The organism is Longimicrobium sp. (assembly GCA_036377595.1).
In the GTDB taxonomy this organism is placed as follows: domain Bacteria; phylum Gemmatimonadota; class Gemmatimonadetes; order Longimicrobiales; family Longimicrobiaceae; genus Longimicrobium.
Genome location: DASUYB010000079.1, coordinates 79,841 through 96,378, shown reverse-complemented (window position 1 = coordinate 96,378; position 16,538 = coordinate 79,841). Strand labels below are relative to the sequence as shown.

15 protein-coding genes and 3 tRNA genes are annotated in these 16,538 nt (G+C 70.9%); 15 read left to right on the top strand and 3 right to left on the bottom strand.

Annotation, left to right across the window (positions count from 1 at the left end; genetic code table 11):
• Positions 1 to 180 precede the first annotated feature (180 nt).
• The 4 genes from VF092_11345 to VF092_11330 all read left to right on the top strand — a co-directional run bounded on the left by VF092_11345 (position 181) and on the right by VF092_11330 (position 3,455).
• Positions 181 to 762 (top strand): DUF5683 domain-containing protein, encoded by a 582-nt coding sequence (locus VF092_11345; protein HEX6747875.1) that lies wholly within the window; start codon positions 181 to 183, stop codon positions 760 to 762.
• On the top strand, positions 762 to 1,586 hold the full coding sequence (gene murI / locus VF092_11340) for a glutamate racemase (GenBank protein ID HEX6747874.1): 825 nt from the start codon (positions 762 to 764) through the stop codon (positions 1,584 to 1,586). The genes VF092_11345 and murI overlap by 1 nt, the downstream gene beginning before the upstream one ends.
• A 275-nt stretch (positions 1,587 to 1,861) precedes the next feature.
• Positions 1,862 to 2,521: a hypothetical protein gene (locus VF092_11335; GenBank protein HEX6747873.1), complete on the top strand. Its 660-nt coding sequence runs from the start codon at positions 1,862 to 1,864 to the stop codon at positions 2,519 to 2,521.
• A 220-nt stretch (positions 2,522 to 2,741) separates the two neighbouring features.
• A complete protein-coding gene (locus VF092_11330) occupies positions 2,742 to 3,455 on the top strand; it encodes a hypothetical protein (protein ID HEX6747872.1) in 714 nt (237 codons plus the stop codon).
• Here the strand turns inward: VF092_11330 and VF092_11325 are convergent.
• Together VF092_11325 and VF092_11320 are read right to left on the bottom strand one after the other, a co-directional pair.
• Complete coding sequence (locus tag VF092_11325; protein ID HEX6747871.1) at positions 3,435 to 4,205, bottom strand: UDP-2,3-diacylglucosamine diphosphatase; 771 nt, start codon at positions 4,203 to 4,205, stop codon at positions 3,435 to 3,437. The genes VF092_11330 and VF092_11325 overlap by 21 nt on opposite strands.
• 76 nt (positions 4,206 to 4,281) lie before the next feature.
• Entirely contained in the window at positions 4,282 to 4,575 is a 294-nt protein-coding gene (locus VF092_11320) for an HU family DNA-binding protein (protein HEX6747870.1), read from the bottom strand.
• A gap of 251 nt (positions 4,576 to 4,826) precedes the next feature.
• Here VF092_11320 and VF092_11315 point away from each other — a divergent pair, with 251 nt between their 5' ends.
• The 11 genes from VF092_11315 to VF092_11265 all read left to right on the top strand — a co-directional run bounded on the left by VF092_11315 (position 4,827) and on the right by VF092_11265 (position 11,897).
• Positions 4,827 to 5,249 (top strand): thioesterase family protein, encoded by a 423-nt coding sequence (locus tag VF092_11315; GenBank protein ID HEX6747869.1) that lies wholly within the window; start codon positions 4,827 to 4,829, stop codon positions 5,247 to 5,249.
• A gap of 2 nt (positions 5,250 to 5,251) precedes the next feature.
• A complete protein-coding gene (locus VF092_11310) occupies positions 5,252 to 7,369 on the top strand; it encodes a peptidylprolyl isomerase (GenBank protein ID HEX6747868.1) in 2,118 nt (705 codons plus the stop codon).
• Positions 7,369 to 8,100: a hypothetical protein gene (locus tag VF092_11305; protein ID HEX6747867.1), complete on the top strand. Its 732-nt coding sequence runs from the start codon at positions 7,369 to 7,371 to the stop codon at positions 8,098 to 8,100. The genes VF092_11310 and VF092_11305 overlap by 1 nt, the downstream gene beginning before the upstream one ends.
• The gene (gene lptE, locus VF092_11300) at positions 8,048 to 8,590 is read left to right on the top strand and encodes an LPS assembly lipoprotein LptE (GenBank protein HEX6747866.1); all 543 of its coding nucleotides are present in this window, start codon (positions 8,048 to 8,050) and stop codon (positions 8,588 to 8,590) included. The genes VF092_11305 and lptE overlap by 53 nt, the downstream gene beginning before the upstream one ends.
• Entirely contained in the window at positions 8,587 to 9,573 is a 987-nt protein-coding gene (hemC, locus tag VF092_11295; protein HEX6747865.1) for a hydroxymethylbilane synthase, read from the top strand. The genes lptE and hemC overlap by 4 nt, the downstream gene beginning before the upstream one ends.
• Positions 9,570 to 10,061: a D-glycero-beta-D-manno-heptose 1-phosphate adenylyltransferase gene (gene rfaE2 / locus VF092_11290; protein ID HEX6747864.1), complete on the top strand. Its 492-nt coding sequence runs from the start codon at positions 9,570 to 9,572 to the stop codon at positions 10,059 to 10,061. The genes hemC and rfaE2 overlap by 4 nt, the downstream gene beginning before the upstream one ends.
• Before the next feature lie 4 nt (positions 10,062 to 10,065).
• A complete protein-coding gene (gene rph, locus VF092_11285; protein HEX6747863.1) occupies positions 10,066 to 10,782 on the top strand; it encodes a ribonuclease PH in 717 nt (238 codons plus the stop codon).
• A 114-nt stretch (positions 10,783 to 10,896) separates the two neighbouring features.
• Entirely contained in the window at positions 10,897 to 11,526 is a 630-nt protein-coding gene (locus VF092_11280; protein HEX6747862.1) for a non-canonical purine NTP pyrophosphatase, read from the top strand.
• 73 nt (positions 11,527 to 11,599) lie between these two features.
• Positions 11,600 to 11,673, top strand: a tRNA-Pro gene (locus tag VF092_11275).
• Between the two features lie 36 nt (positions 11,674 to 11,709).
• Positions 11,710 to 11,783, top strand: a tRNA-Arg gene (locus tag VF092_11270).
• 40 nt (positions 11,784 to 11,823) lie between these two features.
• A tRNA-His gene (locus VF092_11265) sits at positions 11,824 to 11,897 on the top strand.
• Between the two features lie 307 nt (positions 11,898 to 12,204).
• On the opposite strand, the gene VF092_11260 is transcribed toward VF092_11265, so the two are convergent.
• Positions 12,205 to 16,344, bottom strand: a complete 4,140-nt coding sequence (locus VF092_11260) for an amino acid adenylation domain-containing protein (GenBank protein ID HEX6747861.1) — start codon at positions 16,342 to 16,344, stop codon at positions 12,205 to 12,207.
• Positions 16,345 to 16,538: the final 194 nt, after the last annotated feature.

Sequence of the window (16,538 nt, the reverse complement as noted above, 5' to 3'; positions counted from 1 at the left end):
GAGGCTTCGTGCCGTTGCAGCCGTGGGTTCATCCGCCCTGCGCGGTCCCTCCGAAGCGAGCGCCCTCACCGCGCCCTAACCCCCGCGCCTTTGCGCCCATGCCCGTCCGCAGCTTAGCTTTGGCCGCCGGACCGGTGCTTGCAACGGCCGTCGCCTGAACCCAGAAGACCCGCAGCCGAGATGATCCCGCTTTCGTGGCGCCGCCTGGCCCTGCTCACCGTGCCGCTGTTGCTGGCTGCGGCCGCGCCGGCGCGCGCGCAGGTCACCGACTCGCTGCGCCTGGGCGAGCGCCAGCGCCAGCCGATGGTGCCCGACACCACGCGGCCCCGCGTGAATGTGCCCGACAGCCTGCAGCGGCGCTACCGCATCTCGCCGCGCGACGCATTCTTCCGCTCGCTGATCCTGCCGGGGTGGGGCCAGTCGTCCATCGGCGCGCCGGGGCGTGGGGCGGTGTACTTCGCGCTCGAGTCCGGCAGCCTGTGGATGGTCTACAAGTCCAACCAGAAGCTGCAGGAGGCCAGGGAGCTCGAGGCCACGCAGCACGAGGCGGGTATCCTCGATCCGGAGCGCACCCTGCCGCTGGTGCGCGCCCGCCGCAACGAGCGCGAGGACTGGATCACCCTCTCGGTGTTCTGGTTCTTCTTCTCCGGCGCCGACGCCTTCGTCTCGGCCTACCTGCGCGACTTCGACCGGCACGTGGGGGTGGCGCCCGCGCCCACCGGCGGCGCGCAGCTGCAGGTCAGCGTTCCGGTGGGCAACTGATGGCGGCGCCCATCGGCATCTTCGACAGCGGCATCGGGGGCCTCAGCGTGGCCCGCGAGATCCGGCGCGCGCTCCCGCACGAGGAGCTGCTCTACCTGGCCGACAGCGCCTACGTCCCCTACGGCGACCGCGGCGACGACGAGGTCCGCGCGCGCACCCTGGCCGCCGGCCGCTGGCTGCAGGAACGCGGGGCGAAGGTCCTGGTCGTGGCCTGCAACACCGCCTCGGGCGCCGCGCTGGAGCTCCTCCGCGAGCGCCTGGCGATCCCCGTCATCGGCCTGGAGCCCGCGGTGAAGCCCGCCGTCGCCCAGTCGAAGAGCGGCCGCGTGGGGGTGATGGCCACCGTCGGCACGCTGCGCTCGGCCCGGTACGCGCGGCTGATCGACAACTACGCGAACGGTTCCCAGGTCCTCTCCCAGCCCTGCCCCGGCCTCGCCGACCTGATCGAGGACGGGCACCTGGACGACGACGTCATCCGCGCGCGAATGGCGGAGTACACCGCGCCGCTCACCGAGGCCGGCGTCGACGTCGTGGTGCTCGGCTGCACCCACTATCCCTTCGTGCGCGAGCAGATCGCCGCGGCGCTGGGACCGGGGGTGCAGATCCTCGACAGCGGCCCCGCCATCGCCCGGCGCACCGCCAGCGTCCTGCGCGAGGCGGGCGCGCTGGCGGCGGAAGGCCCCGGCTCGCTGCGCCTCCTCACCACCGGCGACGCGGGCGAGGTGGCCGCCGTGGCAGCCCGCATCTGGGGCGAGCCGCTCCCCGTGGAGCACGTCGACATCATCCACGAGCCGCTGCATCCCGCCCCGCCGGTCCCCGCCTGATCCACCTCTCCAGACAAGACTCTTGACCGCGAGGGCGGCGGGCGCTATCCTCGTGCGCTCGCCCGTCCACTTCGTCAATCTATGTCCACGATTGCCACGTTGATGCGAATCCGGATCTACATCTTCCAGCCGGGCGGCGCCGGAGGCGCGGGGCGCTGAACCGCTGACGAATCAAGGAGATCGACGAGCTGGCGGCCCGCCGCGGTCGCGCAGCGTAGCCCGTTACGTGCCTTAACGTTCGATGCGACGGCCATCACCCGCACCGGAGGTCCACCATGCACGCGACGATCCATCCCGTGTCCGCCGCCGACCCCGTCACCACGCCGCACCGCTTCCGCGAGGCGCGGCCGGGGATCGACGGCTACCGCCTGGTCTCCGCCACCGTCACCATCACCCTGCTGGGCGACCGGCGGGCGCGCTACGAGTACGAGTGCCAGCTGGAGACGCTGGGGTGCGTCCCCGCGCGCTACTGGTGCTACCACCTTCCAGCGGACACGTCGGAGCTGGACGACCTCCGCGCCTGGGATGCGGAGGGCAAGCTCTCCGCGCGCTTCCTTCCCGGCGAGGCGCCGGGTACCCGCCTCGAGGTGCGCCTGCGCCACCCCGTCCACACAGGCGAGCGCTGCACCTTCTCCTTCGGCTACGAGGCCGCCATCCGCACCGTGGTGGCGCCGGAGGGCGCGAGCCGCACCGTCACCTTCGCCGACTGGTTCATCTTCAACATCCCCTGCGCCGTGCTGCACCTGTGCGTGGAGCTGCCGCCCGGGGCGGAGTACCTGGCCGCCATCCCCGCGTCCGCGGGCGCCGCGGCGGGCGGCGTCGCGTGGCGGGTGCGCGCGCTGCGCCCGCTGGAAACTGTGACCGTCACCGTCGTCTATCGTGCGCAGCCGCGGTCCTGGCGCGAGTGGCTGATGGAGGCGCTGGGCTGGGGCTGACCCCGTCTCGACCCAGCGGATTCGAAACTCGGATTCAACCCCTTTACGAAAGGCCCGCGATCATGTATACTACGTCCAACACCAACTCCAGGGAGGGAGCCATGGGTGTCAAGGGGATCGTCATCTGCCAGCCCGGCGGGGCTGGCGGCGGGGGCCGGTAATACCGGCCCTTCGTTTTTCCCCTGATCGAGCATTCACCCTCGACCCCGGCTCCCCGACGATGAACGATCCCAGGCAGGTGCCCCTGTTCGGGCCGCTCCAGGCGTCCTCGCCCGTCGAGTTCCGGCAGGCGAACCTCGACGCGGGCTTTCGCCTCCACCACGCCGACGTGCGGGTGACGCTCCTTCCCGATCCCCAGCGCGCGCGCTTCGAGTTCGCCTGCGAGCTGGAGACGACGGGGCCCGTGGCGGCGTCGATGTGGTACTACAACATCCAGGCGCAGCACGGCGAGATCGCCGAGGCGCGGGCGTCGGACGCGCAGGGCGGGCTGGAGTTCCGGCTGGACGCGGCGGACAACGGCACGAGCGTGCTGGAGGTGCGGCTGCGGAACCCGGTGCCGCGCGGCGGGAGGTACGCGTTCGGCTACTCGTACGAGACGGCGGTGCGCGCCATCTCCAGCTCGCGGGCGCTGGAGCGGACGGTGGCGTTCACCGACTGGCAGATCTTCAACGTCGCGTGCGAGATGCTGTCGGTGGCCATCGTGCTGCCGGAGGGCGCGCGGCTGATCCGCGCCATTCCCGCGGCGGACGAGGACGCCGACGGAACGATCCGCTACCGCTATCCGCGGCTGCGGGCGCTCGAGGCGGCGCAGCACCTGGTGGGCTACAGCACGCGCCGGCTGGGGACGGGGTTCTACCTGTGGGTGGCCAGCGCGGTGGGGTCGGCGCTGGTGGGGGTGCTGCTGAGCGGGGTGCTATCCGCCTTCTGGAAGTAGCCGCGGCGCGGGCTTCGGCCAGGCGCGCAGCTCGGGCGGACCCCCGCCCGGGGGGAGGACGACGTAATTGAAGTCGTGCAGCCAGTCTCCGGAGTTGACATAGAATCGGCCGGGCTCGACCTCTTCCACCGTGGCGACGTGGGCGTGGCCGGCCAGGACGAGCTGGAGCCCCGGGTCCGCGCGGAGCCGCTCCTCGGCCCAGCGGCGGATGAACGCCGCCCGCCCGCGCGCCGCCGCGTCGCCGTTGCCGGCCTTGTGCTCGGTGCTCGAGGCCGCGCCGGCGATCCGCCGCCCCAGGTCGGGGTGCAGGATGCGGAAGGCCCCCACGGAGATGGGGTGGCGGATGACGGCCTTCAGCGCGCGGTACTTGAAGTCTCCCTTCCCCACGCCGTCGCCGTGCGCCACCAGCGTGCGGCGTCCCGCCAGCAGCAGCTCCGCCGGCCCCTCCAGCAGCTCCACGCCCACCTCGTCGCGCAGGAAGCTTCCCGCCCACGCGTCGTGGTTGCCGCCCACGAACCACACCTTCACCCCCGCGTCGACCACGTCGGCCAGCTTGGCCACGGTGCGGTAGTGCTCGCGCAGGATGACGGTGCGGTACTCGAACCAGAAGTCGAACAGGTCGCCGTTGATGAGGAGCGACTGCGCCTCGGACGCGACGTGGTCCAGGAAGCCGCGGAAGGCGCGCTCGGTCTCGGCGGGAACGGCGCCCAGGTGGGTGTCGGAAACGACGTAGACGGGCTTTTCGCTCATGGGGCGGGGAAGCTAGGCCGCGCCTCCGGACGCGACAAGCATCCCCGCCCCTGTACTGGATGGGAGGCGGCCGCGCTCAGCTGGTGGTCGAGAGCGCGTCCTTCAGCCCCTTGCCTCCGCGGAACGCCGGCGAGGTGGACGCGGCGATGCTGATCTCCTTCCCCGTGCGCGGGTTCCTTCCCGTCCGAGCCGCGCGGTGCTTGGTCTCGAAGCTGCCGAAGCCGGTGATCTGGACCTTGTTGCCGTCGCGGAGCGCCTGCGAGATGAGGCCTTCCTCCACGTCGAACAGCGCGTCGACGACGCGCGCGGCCTGGCCCTTGTTGAGGCCGCTGCGCGCGGCCAGCGCCTGGACGAGCTCGGATTTGTTCATCGCTGGAGACCTTTCGGGATGGGCGAGTGGTGAGCGTCGATCCTGCGGGGGCGGGCAAAGCATAGGCATCCACACGATTCGTAACAAGAGGATCGTTCCGCGCGGCCCACGGTGGTGCGCCGCTTCCCGGTGAATCGCCGTCCGCCGGCGCGCACAAGCCGCGGCCCCGCTTTCGTTTGACATGCCGGCGCCCGCGCGGGTAGAATCCCCCGCCCGATCCCGGTCTCCATCCCCCAACGGCTTTCCGGTCGATGACGCCCGCCGCCCCGTCGTGCACGGTCGAGTTCCGCGCCCGCTACTCCGAAACCGACCAGATGGGCATCATCCATCACGCCAACTACCTGCCGTGGTGCGAGATCGGGCGCACGGAGCTGATCCGCCGGCTGTGGCGCTCGTACGCCGACCTGGAGCGGCAGGGCGTCCTCCTTGCCGTGACGGAGGTCAACCTCCGCTACCACGCCTCGGCGAAGTACGACGACCTGGTGCGCGTGGTGACCACGCTGGCCGCCGTGCGCTCGCGCGGGGTGAGCTTCGACTACGAGATCCTGCGCGTCGACGGCGACGAGACGAAGCGCCTGGTGAGCGCGCGCACCGACCTGATCGCCATCGACCGAGGCGGCACGCCCGTGCGCCTGCCGCCCGGGCTGATCGCCGCCTTCCGCGGAACGGAGTGAAGATGAGGATGCTCCCCACCGGAATCCGGTCCATCCGCGCAAACGCCTGGGCCGCAGTCCCGAAGGGACTTCGGGCCGTTGTTGCCGCGATTTCAATCGCCTGTCCCGGCCTGGCGGCGCACCCCGCCGCCGCGCAGCGGACCCAGCTCTCCGGCGCGGACCTGACGCGCGCGGCCGAGCTGCTCCGGCTGGAGGACCGCCGCGAGTACGATTCCGTCGCCATCAACGCAAACGCCGCCGCCGCGAACGCCACGGTCCGCCGCCGCGCCGTCCTGGCCGCGGGCCGCATCGGCGACAGGCGCGCGACTCGGATGGTCGTCCTGCGACTGGCGAATGCCGACACCTCCGTCGCTGCCTCGGCCGCGTTCGCGCTGGGGCTGCTGCGCGATACGACCGCCGTGGAGGCGCTTGTTTCCGTGCTGAAGCCCGGGGACGTGGCACGCCGGCCGACGGTGATCGGCGAGGCGGCGCTGGCGCTGGCGAAGATGCCGACGCAGCGCGGGAAGCAGGCGGTGGAGGACTTCCTCGCCCACGCGCCGGCCGGCGGACCCGGCGTGCGGCGCGCCGTGGGCGAGGCGCTGCTGGCCTGGTGGCGCTTCCCGCGGCCGGTGAACGCGAACGTCGCCATCCGCTGGCTTTCTTCCACCGATCCGGAGATCCGCTGGCGCGCCGCGTACGCCCTTTCGCGCCGCGCCAGCCCGCAGGGGAGCGCCGCCCTCGCGCACGTGGCGACGGATCCCGAGCCGCTCGTGCGCTCCTTTGCCCTGCGCGGGCTGACGGCGGCGATGGCGGACTCGTCGGGTGTCGGCCGCCCCGCGGCGCTGCGGATCGTGCTCGCGGCGACGTCGGACCGCGAGCACGCCGTCAGCGTGAACGCGGTGCGCACGCTGGGCTCGTACGACGCGCCGGAGGCCATCGGGCGCCTGATCGCGCTGCTGAATGGCGGTGACGCCTACCTCGCCATCACCGCCGCGGAATCGCTGGCGCGGCTGGGGGCGAAGGCGCCGGCCGCCGCGGCGCCCCTCCGCGCCGTGGCGATGGACGCGGCGAAGCCCATCTTCCTGCGCACCACCGCGCTGGCGTCGCTCGGGGAGGTCGATCCGGCCGCCGCGGCCGAGGTCGCCGACGCGTTCATGCGCGAAAGCGGGTGGCGCGCGCGGGCCGCCGCGGCGCGCGTCTACGCCACGGCCGCGAAGGGCAACTTCGCCACGTCGCCGCTGCGGCCGCGGCTGGAGGCGGCGGTGCGCGACGCGGACGGGCGCATCGCCACCGCGGCGCTCGAGTCCGCCATCGGCGCGGCGGGCGACAGCGTGGCGCGCATCCGGCCGCTGCTGCGGATGGGACTGGAATCTCCCGACTTCTACGCGCGGGTGAACGCGATCGGCGGCCTGGGCCAGATCGCCGATCCCGCCGACGCGCCGCTGCTGCTGGACGCGTACGCCCGCGCCCAGCGCGACTCGATGGACGACGCCGCGCTGGCCGCCGTGGACGCGCTGGGGGCGCTGGGGAGGAAGGACACCGGCGTCGCCCGGGCCTTCTTCGCGCGCTTCGGCCGCTCGGGCGACTACCTGGTCCGCCAGCACGTGGAGACGGCGTTCGGAGAGGACGTTCCCGGCTGGGGCGAGCCGCTGCCGATCATGACCGGGCGCTCGCCGGACGGCTACCGCCGCCTCGTCGCCTCCACTCTCGTCCGTCCCCGGCCGCACGCGCGCATCGTCACCAACCGGGGGACGATCGAGCTGGAGCTGTTCGCCTACGATGCGCCGCTCACCGTGGAGAACTTCCTCGCCCTCGCGCGGCGGAAGTTCTTCGACGGGCAGGAGTGGCCGCGGGTGGTGGCGAACTTCGTGATCCAGGGCGGCGATCCGCGCGGGGACACCAACGGCGGTCCGGGGTATGCCATCCGTGACGAGATCAACCGGCACCCGTACGAGGCCGGCACGCTGGGGATGGCGCTCAGCGGGCCCGACACGGGCGGGAGCCAGTGGTTCGTCACCCATTCGCCGCAGCCGCACCTGGACGGCACCTACACGGTGTTCGGGCGCGTGGTGCGGGGGATGGAGGTCGTCGGGCGCATCCTTCCCGGCGACCGGATCATCCGCGTGGAAGAGGTGCGTTGATGTACGATCGCTTCATCCCCCTGGCCGCCTTCGCCGCGTCGCTCGCCGCCTGCGCCACCGCGGCGGGCGGGGCGGGCGCGCCGGCTGCGTCTCCATCCCCCGCGCCGGCGGCGGGATCGGGCGCGGCGGCGGCCAGCCCGGACTCCATCGCCGAGGCGCTGCGGCGCGCGACGGTGCCCTCGTCCCCCCGCCAGGCACAGTTCGGCTGGTCGCTGGACGAGGCGGGATCGCGCTTCAGCGGCCGCGGCGTGGCCCGCTACGCCGCGCCGGACCGCTTCCGGCTGGACCTGTTCGGCCCGCGCGGCGAGACCATCCTGGCCGCCGCGCTGGTGGACGAGACGCCGCGCATCCCTGCCGCCGTGGCCGAGCGCTTCAAGCTCCCCAGCCCCGCGCTCCTCTGGGCCGCGGTCGGCGTCGTCCGTCCCCCCTCGTCCGCCCGTCTCACGTCGGCGACGGACGAGGGCGGGCGCGTCACCCTGCGCTACGACCTGGGGAGCGACGGGACGCTGGAGTACCGCGCGCAGGACGGGCGGCTGCAGTCGGTGCGCCGCACGAAGAGCGGCGGTGTAGAGGAGAGCGTGGAGCTGGAGCGCGGCGGCGACGGCGCGCTCAAGGCCGCGCGCTACCGCGACTGGCCCGCGTACCGCAACCTGAACCTTACGCTGGAATCATCCACCGATGTCGCTTCGTTCGCTGATGACGTCTGGAGCCCGCCGGGCACGGGCCGCTAGCGCGGTCGCCCTCGCGGTGCTGCTCGTCTCCGGTTGTCTCTACCACTTCACCGGGGGCGGGCTGCCGTCCAACATCCGCACGGTGTACGTGGACCTGTTCGACAACACCACGCCGTACGAGTTCCTGCGCAGCGACGTGCAGCGGCAGCTGCAGACGGAGCTGCCGCGCAACCTGGGCGTGCGCCTGGCGCCGCAGCAGACGGCCGACGCCATCATCCGCGGCAAGCTGAGCGGCTACGACGAGGCGGTCACCAACATCGATCCCAACACGCCGGGCGGCCGCGTCACGACGAACCAGACGCAGGTGCGGATCACGTTCGACGCGGAGATCTACGACGTGAAGAACGACCGCGTGCTCTGGCAGGGGAACTCCATCTCCGCCCTTGGGCTGTTCAGCCGCGAGCGGGGCGAGACGGTGGAGGTGGGGCGGCGCAAGGCGCTGGAGCAGATGGTGCAGAAGGTGATCGAGGGGGCGCAGAGCCAGTGGTGAGCGCCCCGGTCCGCATCGCCTCGCGCGGGAGCGAGCTGGCGCTCTGGCAGGCACGCGCCGTGGAGGCGGCGATCCGCGCGGCCTCGCCGGAATTGGAGGTGGAGATCGCGGTCGTCCGCACCACGGGCGACCGCATTCTCGACGTCCCCCTGGCGAAGATCGGCGACAAGGGGCTGTTCACCAAGGAGATCGATGCCGCGCTGCTGGCGGGCGACGCGGACCTCGCCGTGCACTCGCTGAAGGACGTCCCCACGCGCGTTCCCGACGGGCTGGAGATCGTGGCCGTGTCGCACCGCGAGGACCCGCGCGACGTGCTCATCCTCCCCCCGGGCGGGAGGGGGACGCTGGCGACGCTCGCCGCCGGCGCGCGCGTCGGCACCAGCTCGCTCCGCCGCCGGGCGCAGCTGCGCGCGCTGCGGCCTGACCTCGACGTCCTCGATCTCCGCGGCAACCTCAACACCCGGCTGGCCAAGCTCGACCGCGGCGACTACGACGCGATCCTCCTCGCCGCGGCGGGCGTGCTGCGGCTGGGGTGGGAGCCGCGCATCGCCGGGTATCTCGACCCCGCCGAGTGGCTTCCCGCGGTGGGCCAGGGCGCGCTCGCCGTGGTCGCCCGCGCGGGCGACGAGCGGATGCGCGCGCTGCTGGCCGGCTTCGACGATCCCCACACCCGCGCGTGCACGACGGCCGAACGCGCCTTCCTCGCCGCGCTCGAGGGGGGATGCCAGATCCCCATCGGCGCGCTGGCGAGCGTGGACGACGAGGGGCTGACGCTGCACGGCCTGGTCGCCGACGTGGAGGGCGAGCAGGTGCTGCGCGACTCCGAGTTCATCGCCATCGACGAGTTCGACATCGAGTCGGGAGATGATGCCGCCGTCGTCGGACGCCGCTTGGCCGCGCGGCTGCTGGAGATGGGCGCAGGCGAGATCCTGGCCCGCATCCGCGGCGAATCTCCCCGCGTTCCCGAGCCCGCCGCGCCGTGACCGATCCCGCCGCGAAGGTGCTGACCCGCGACGCGCTGCTGGCGCGCCTCCGCCGGCCGCGGAGCGAGCGCGTGGTGTTCACCAACGGCGTGTTCGACGTGCTGCACCGCGGCCACGTCGACTACCTCGCGCGCGCCCGCGCGCTGGGCGATCTCCTCGTGGTCGGCGTGAACACCGACGCGTCCGTGCGGCGGCTGGGGAAGGGAAGCGACCGCCCGGTCAATCCCCAGGACGACCGCGCGTACGTGCTCGCGGGACTCGCCGCGGTGGACTATGTCACGCTGTTCGACGAGGATACGCCGCGCGAGCTGATCTCCGCCCTCCTTCCCGACGTGCTGGTGAAGGGGGGCGACTACACGAGGGACACCATCGTCGGGGCCGACGAGGTGGAGGCGGCCGGCGGGCGGGTGGAGACGATCACGCTGGTGCCCGGCCGCTCCACCACGTCGATCCTGCAACGCGTTCGCCAGGGGGCGGAAGATGGGTGAGGGGATGGCGAGGAACGACGGCCGCGCGCCCGAGGAGCCGCGTCCGCTGCGGCTGGAGCGCGGCGTGGCCGAGTACGCCGAGGGCTCGTGCCTGATCACCGTCGGCCGCACGCGCGTGCTCTGCACCGCGTCCGTCGAGGAGGGCGTGCCGCCGTGGCGTAAAGGGCGCGGCGAGGGATGGGTGACGGCGGAGTACTCGATGCTGCCGCGCGCCACCAACACGCGCACGCTCCGCGAGCGCAGCCAGGTGGGCGGGCGCACGCAGGAGATCCAGCGCCTGATCGGCCGCTCGCTGCGCGCCTGCGTGGACATGGCCGCGCTCGGCGAGCGCCAGGTGACCATCGACTGCGACGTGCTGCAGGCCGACGGCGGCACCCGCACCGCGTCGATCACCGGCGGCGCGGTGGCGCTCTACGACGCCTGCGCCTGGATCGCGCGCGAGAAGGGGCTCGCCGCGTCGCCCTTCCGCGAATTCGTCGCGGCGGTCAGTGCGGGTCTGGTCGATGGCCGGCTGCTGCTGGACCTGGACTACTCGGAGGATTCGGCCGCCGAGGTGGACCTCAACCTGGTCGCGCGCGAGTCCGGCGGCATCATCGAGATCCAGGGCACCGGCGAGCACGGCCACTTCACCCCCGAGCAGCTCTACTTCCTGACGCAGATGATGAACCGCTGCGTCGCCGGCCTCCACGCCGCCCAGCGCGCCGCGGTCGCCGGCTCGTGAACCGGCACTGCTGATTCTCACACGGAGGGAGCGGAGGAAACGGAGGAAACTCATCGCACTCCTCCGTTTCCTCCGGTCCCTCCGTGTGATTCATCTCTTTTGGGAGATTGTGAGATGGCGCGGCTGCTCGTCGCCACGCGCAACCCCGGCAAGGTGTGCGAGATCCGCGAGATCCTGGCCGGCTTTCCCGAGCTGGAGATCGTCGGTCTCGATGACCTCGGCGTGGAGGAGACGCCGGCCGAGGACGCGCTGGAGATCTTCGACACCTTCGAGGAGAACGCGCTCGCCAAGGCGCGGTATTTCGCGCGGAAGACGGGCGAGCTGACGCTGGCCGATGACTCGGGGATCTGCGTGGACGCGCTGGATGGCGCCCCCGGCGTCCGCTCGCGCCGCTTCGCCGGCGAGGAGGAGAGCCGCGGGCTGTGGCAGGACGAGGGCAACAATCGCCATCTCCTGCGGCTTCTCGATGGCCTTCCGCCCGAGCGCCGCACCGCGCGCTACGTCTGCGCCGCCGCCCTCGCCGACGCGTCGGGACGAGGGGAGGTGCACCTCGGCACCTGCGACGGCGTGGTGCTGGACGCGCCGCGCGGCACCGGCGGTTTCGGCTACGATCCGCTCTTCTGGATGCCCGGGGAGGGGATGACCTTCGGCGAGCTTCCCCCCGAGCGGAAGAACGCGGTGAGCCACCGCGGCAGGGCCGTGCGCGCCGCGGCGGAGGCGCTCCGGAGCGGCTGGGGCCGCTGATCCGGCGCACAAATGGCGGCCCGCGGTTGACTGGAAGCGGCGAAATCGCTATCTTTTTGGCCTGTTGGACGATCGGGGCGTGGCGCAGCCCGGTAGCGCATCTGCTTTGGGAGCAGAGGGTCGCCGGTTCAAATCCGGCCGCCCCGACTGGGTTGGAGCGGTTCCGATGGATCGGCGGTACCTGCGCCAGTAGCTCAGGTGGATAGAGCAACAGCCTTCTAAGCTGTGGGTCACAGGTTCGAGTCCTGTCTGGCGCGTGGCTGGTGGGCGGAAGGGGCGCGGGAAGTACATCTTACGGTGGGCGTAGCTCAGTCGGTTAGAGCGCCAGGTTGTGGCCCTGGAGGTCGGGGGTTCAAGTCCCCTCGCTCACCCCTTGCAAACGGCTGTCAGAGCATGGTTTAGCTCTGGCGGCCGTTTCGTCATTTTACGCGATTTGTCGCCTTGGACGGGCCTTCTTGTACGGGAAATTCCGTTCCGAGGTGTCCATTCTCGCTGTAACGAGCCGTAACGGAACCGGCGTTGGGTGCCGTCCGGAGCGTAAAATGGACATCCACAGGATGCGTTCTCATTCCCCGGCGAGCACCCTGATCACCGCGGCCCCGTGGTCCCGTGACTCGGAATCGTGCTCCGCCTGCTCCTCAGTGACAACGAGGCCGAACTGCGTCAGACGGCTGTGGCTCACGGCTCGTCGCCGATCTCGGCGAGCAGGGCGGCCACCTCATCGTCGCTCAGGCCTTCGAGCTCGGCTAGGGCGTCGGCGAGCGCGCCGCCGCCGGCCTCCACCCAGGCGGCCACCCCGGCCACCGTGGGCGTCTCGAAGAGCACCCGGAGCGGGACCTCCACCTCCAGCGCCCGTCTCACCCGCGCCAGCACCTGTGTGGCCCGGAGCGAGTGGCCGCCCAGCAGGAAGAAGTCGTCCTCGACGCCCACGCGCTCCACGCCCAGCACCTCGGCCCAGATCTCCGCCAACATTTTCTCCACCAGAGTCCGCGGCGGCACGTACGGCCTCGTGGAGGTGAAATCCGGCTGCGGAAGCGCTCCAAGGTCCACCTTTCCGCGCGCGTTCAGCGGAAGGGCATCGAGGTAGACGAATGCCGCGGGTACCATGTACTCCGGCAGCAGATGGCCAAGGTGGGAACGCAGCGCTTCTGGTGAGGCGTCGCCCACCACGTACGCTGTCAGGCGCGTCTCGCCGCGAGAATCGACCGACGTCACGACAGCGCACCCACGTACCCGGGGGTGCCTGCAAAGCATGGCTTCGACCTCGCCTGGCTCGACGCGGAATCCGAAGAGCCTCACCTGCCGGTCCAGGCGGCCGAGGTACTCGAGCATTCCATCCGCCCGCCACCGCGCGCGGTCGCCGGTGCGGTACAGCCGCGCTCCGGCCCTGCCGCCGAAAGGATTGGGAATGAATCGTTCGGCTGTCGCGGCGGGGTGGTTCAGGTACCCGCGCGCCACCCCCGCGCCGCCGATCAGGAGCTCGCCCGGGATTCCCGGCGGTTGCGGGTTCCCTCGCGCGTCGCAGACGTAGAGGCGCACGTTCGCCAGCGGCCGCCCTATCACGCGCGCGTCAAGATCGCGCTCGAACGCCACGCGGTGCGCTGATGCCACCACGGCTCCCTCGATGGCGCCGTAGAGCACGTGCGTCTCTGCGCTCCGGAACGTCAACCGGTTTTCCTCCAGCAGCCCCGGCGGAGCCGCTTCTCCACCGATGAAGACGCGGCGGAGCCGTTGCAGGCGAGGTGCGGAGCTTTCCGTCCGCCCCACCTCCTGCAGGAAGGCGGGCACAGCGTGCAGCAGCGTCGCGTCCGCGATCTGCGCCACGATGGAGGGAACGTCCAGCACCTGCGACCGGTCGATCAGCCGGACCGCCGCGCCGGACGCGAGCGGCAGGAGCGCCTCGATGAGCCAGGCATCGGATACGAGCGGCGCCAGCAGCGGCACTACGTCGGACGGCTGGACATCGAACGTCTCGCATGCCGCCGCCAGCAAGTGGGCCAGCGAGCCGTGCTCCACCATCACTCCGCGTGGCATCCCCGTGGGGCAGGAGGTGTAGATCACGCAGGCGAGGTTTCGGAGGTCGGAGAACACCGCTGGCGCGCCGTCCTCCTCGCCGCCAAGCTGGTCCACACGCAGCACGTTAGCGCGGGGCTGCGTGAACGCTTGGGAGGCGCTCCCTCCGGTGAGCACCACCGAGATCCCTGCGTCTAAGATCATGCAATCCAGCCGTTCGGCCGGGTAGCGTGGGTCGAGGGGAACACAGGCGCCACCCGCCTTCCACGTGGCTAAAATCGTCGCAAGCAGGTCCGGCGTAGGCGCCATGCACACGCCCACCCGCGCTTCTGAGCCCACGCCGAGTTCGCGCAGGTGCCGGGCGAGCGCATTCGCGCGGCGGTCCAACTCGGCGTACGTCATCGCGCCTTCCGCGTGCAGCAACGCGACGGCGTCCGGTGCCCGTCGAGCCTGCAAGGCGAACTGCTCGTGGACTGGAACGAGCGCGTACTCGCGGTCCGTGTCGTTCCACTCGCTGATCACTTGCTGCCGCTCTGCATCCGTCAGAAGTTGCAGTTCGGAAACTAGTAGTTTCGGCTGTTCGGCAACCTGCTCCAACACTCTTTTCAGGTGACATAGCATCCGTTCGATAGTATTCCGCTCAAAGAGGTCACTGCTGTAGCGAAGGACCCCTCGCAAGCCGCCGGAGTGCTCGATGAAGAGCAGATCGAGGTCGAACCCTGGCGTGGCGAGGGGCGCCTCCACCGGCTCCATTTGCAGCCCCGGAAGGAAGTCCGAAAGCTCCAATTTGGAGTTCAGCGCGAACCAAACCTGGATCAGGGGATTGTGGCTCAGGCTGCGCTCAGGCCGTAGCTCCTCCACAAGCACCTCGAACGGGAGCTGCTGGTGCGCGTACGCTCCCATTACGCCCATCCTCACCCGTGCCAACACCTCGCGGATACAGGGGTTTCCCGACAGGTCGGTGCGCATCACCACCGTGTTCGCCAGACAGCCGACCATCTCTTCGAGCACGGAGGTCCGTCGCCCGGCAACCCGGGTTCCCACCAGCACGTCATTGCTTCCACTGTACTTGGCCAGCAGCATCTGGAAGGCGCCCAGCAGCACTTCGTACAGCGTAAGCTCCTCGCGCCGCGCCAACTCGCGCAGCGTTTCGTGCAACTCCCGCGAAACCTCTATCCGTTCATTGCCGACGTGGTCTGACCGCACCGCCGGGCGAGGCCGGTCTGTCGGCAGCTCCAGCAGGGCCGGCGCGCCGGCGAGCCGCTCCTTCCACCAAGTGAGCTGCCGTTCCACCCACGTGCCGGCGAGCAGCTCGCGCTGCCGCGCCGCGAAGTCGGCGTACTGCAGCGTCAGTTCCGAGAGCGGTGATTCGCGCCCGTACCGGTAGGCCCGATAGAGAGCCAACAGCTCCCGGAACAGCAGTCCTAGACTCCACTCGTCGCCCACAATCCGGGGCACCGTGAGTTGGAGCAGGTGCTCGGTCGGCCGGAGCGCGGCCACCATCACGCGGAGAAGCGGGCCGGTACCTAGGTCGAACGGCTGCAGCGCTTGGTCGGTGATGAGTCGCCGCAACACGCTTGCGCGGGTGGCGTCGTTCACCTCTGTCAGCCCTGTCACAACCAGGGCGCACCGTGGCTGCGCGTCGACAACCGCGACCGGGTAGCCGTGACTCGTATGGAAGGTAGACCGCAGCACCTCGTGACGGTGGACGATCTCCTGCAGCGCGCGCTCGATCGACGCGTAGTCCAGCACTCCACGGATCCGCGCCGTGCCGGACAGGTTGTAGTAGGGGTTCTCCGACTGGAGCTGATACAGGAACCACAGCCGTTCCTGCGCGAACGAGAGCGGCCTTGGCTCGCCGGGGGCGGCGTTAGCGTGGCGGAACACGGGTGCGGAGTGCACCGGGAGACTGTGCCCTCTCCCCTCCCGCACAATCCTGTCGAGCACGGTCCTTGATCCTTCCGCCTGCCATCTCTCCCGGGCCTCGTCGTCCTCGGCTTCGTCGTCCTCGTCCAGCACGCGCCCCTCGCGCACGCCGAGTTCGTCGAGTTCGCCGCGCTGGACCGCCCAGAACAGCCGCTCCGCCTGCTCCGGGCTCAGGTCCAAGGTTACGATGATGCTACCGCGGCGGATGTTGCGGATCTTCAACTCGTCGCCGGTCTCGAGCAGCTCCTTGATCGCGGCGAAAAGCTTCTGCTGGGCCTGCGGGTCGAAGTCGTCCAGGTCGCCGTCGATGACCAACTCGAAACCGAGCTGGCGCGTCACGGTGGCGACCGGCGCGCCGCCGTCGCCGTTGGGCGCGGCCGTGCCCGTGGCATCGAACGCCGGCACCGGCAAAGGTTCGTCCTCGAATGCAGGTGGATCGGGCAGGTCGGGCCGGTCGAGCCCCAGAGAACGGAGGAGATGATGGTACCGCTCGTTGCGGCGATCTGGCTCCGTGAGGTCCACGATGCTCAGGCAACGGATGGCGGGCCGGATCGATTCGGAGTCGACCGGTTCGATCAGGATGGGGATCAAACGCCGGTCCCGGCCTGACGGATCACCGATGCGTGTCATTGCTATCTCCATGGCCACCCATTGGCTCGTAAGCGCGGCGGGGCTCAGCACGAGGACCACGTGGTCGCAGCCGGTGATGCCGCGCTCGATCGCGGCGATCACGTCCTCGCCGGGCATGACGCTGTCCTCGTCGTAGAAGACTCGGAGGCCCAACCCGCGCCACTGTGCGGCGAGGCGGCGGACCCATTGCTTCTGACGGCCGTTGTGGCTGAGGAAGACGCTGCGGACTCCCTGCGGGAGTTCCGGCACCTGGAGGCCTGCTTGCATGCCGGGCACGGGGCACACGCCGTCATGGCGGACGGCAGGTGGTCGGCGTACAGGGTTGCCATTCCCCTTCAGGCGAGAGTAGGAACTCCGACTGTGCCTGTCAACAAGATTGGCGCATGGATGCAGATCTGGTGATCGGATTCGACCCGTCCGCACACATTGATGCGGAAACCCGC

Excerpts from the sequence above, each read along its gene's own strand:
- murI (HEX6747874.1), top strand. The coding sequence starts at position 762 with ATGGCGGCGCCCATCGGCATCTTCGACAGCGGCATCGGGGGCCTCAGC.
- VF092_11305 (HEX6747867.1), top strand. The coding sequence starts at position 7,369 with ATGTACGATCGCTTCATCCCCCTGGCCGCCTTCGCCGCGTCGCTCGCC.
- lptE (HEX6747866.1), top strand. The coding sequence starts at position 8,048 with ATGTCGCTTCGTTCGCTGATGACGTCTGGAGCCCGCCGGGCACGGGCC.
- VF092_11330 (HEX6747872.1), top strand. The coding sequence starts at position 2,742 with ATGAACGATCCCAGGCAGGTGCCCCTGTTCGGGCCGCTCCAGGCGTCC.
- rph (HEX6747863.1), top strand. The coding sequence starts at position 10,066 with ATGGCGAGGAACGACGGCCGCGCGCCCGAGGAGCCGCGTCCGCTGCGG.
- VF092_11345 (HEX6747875.1), top strand. The coding sequence starts at position 181 with ATGATCCCGCTTTCGTGGCGCCGCCTGGCCCTGCTCACCGTGCCGCTG.
- VF092_11310 (HEX6747868.1), top strand. The coding sequence starts at position 5,252 with ATGAGGATGCTCCCCACCGGAATCCGGTCCATCCGCGCAAACGCCTGG.
- VF092_11320 (HEX6747870.1), bottom strand. The coding sequence starts at position 4,575 with ATGAACAAATCCGAGCTCGTCCAGGCGCTGGCCGCGCGCAGCGGCCTC.
- VF092_11280 (HEX6747862.1), top strand. The coding sequence starts at position 10,897 with ATGGCGCGGCTGCTCGTCGCCACGCGCAACCCCGGCAAGGTGTGCGAG.
- VF092_11315 (HEX6747869.1), top strand. The coding sequence starts at position 4,827 with ATGACGCCCGCCGCCCCGTCGTGCACGGTCGAGTTCCGCGCCCGCTAC.
- VF092_11335 (HEX6747873.1), top strand. The coding sequence starts at position 1,862 with ATGCACGCGACGATCCATCCCGTGTCCGCCGCCGACCCCGTCACCACG.
- VF092_11325 (HEX6747871.1), bottom strand. The coding sequence starts at position 4,205 with ATGAGCGAAAAGCCCGTCTACGTCGTTTCCGACACCCACCTGGGCGCC.